The sequence below is a fragment of the Delftia sp. WSY_16 genome (assembly GCF_043104415.1).
GTDB lineage: Bacteria > Pseudomonadota > Gammaproteobacteria > Burkholderiales > Burkholderiaceae_C > Comamonas > Comamonas tsuruhatensis.
Genome location: NZ_JBICKS010000029.1, coordinates 1 through 673, shown reverse-complemented (window position 1 = coordinate 673; position 673 = coordinate 1). Strand labels below are relative to the sequence as shown.

Below are 673 nucleotides of genomic sequence, written 5' to 3'. Positions count from 1 at the left end.
TCGCCGACCTTGATGATGCCGCGCTCAACGCGACCGGTCACCACGGTGCCACGGCCGGAGATCGAGAACACGTCTTCCACGGGCATTGCGAAGGCACCGTCCACAGCGCGCTCGGGCGTGGGGATGTAGGTGTCCAGGGCTTCAGCCAGACGCAGGATGGCGGGCTCGCCCTTGTCGCTTGCGTCACCTTCCAGGGCCAGCTTGGCCGAGCCGCGGATGATGGGGGTGTCGTCGCCGGGGAAGTCGTACTTGGCCAGCAGCTCGCGCACTTCCATTTCGACCAGCTCCAGCAGCTCTTCGTCGTCCACCATGTCGCACTTGTTCAGGAACACGATGATGTAGGGCACGCCCACCTGACGAGCCAGCAGGATGTGCTCGCGGGTCTGGGGCATCGGGCCGTCAGCGGCCGAGCACACCAGGATAGCGCCGTCCATCTGAGCAGCGCCGGTGATCATGTTCTTGACGTAGTCGGCGTGGCCGGGGCAGTCAACGTGAGCGTAGTGGCGGTTGGCCGTTTCGTACTCGACGTGGGCGGTGTTGATCGTGATGCCGCGGGCCTTTTCTTCAGGTGCTGCGTCGATCTGGTCGTAAGCCTTGGCTTCGCCGCCGAACTTCTTGGACAGAACGGTGGCGATGGCAGCCGTCAGGGTCGTCTTGCCGTGGTCCACGTGAC

General features: G+C 64.5%; 1 protein-coding gene. It reads right to left on the bottom strand.

The window, feature by feature from the left end; all coding sequences use genetic code 11:
• A partial coding sequence (locus tag ACF8O7_RS15455) for a GTP-binding protein (RefSeq protein WP_392443740.1) occupies positions 1 to 673 on the bottom strand: 673 nt, incomplete at both ends.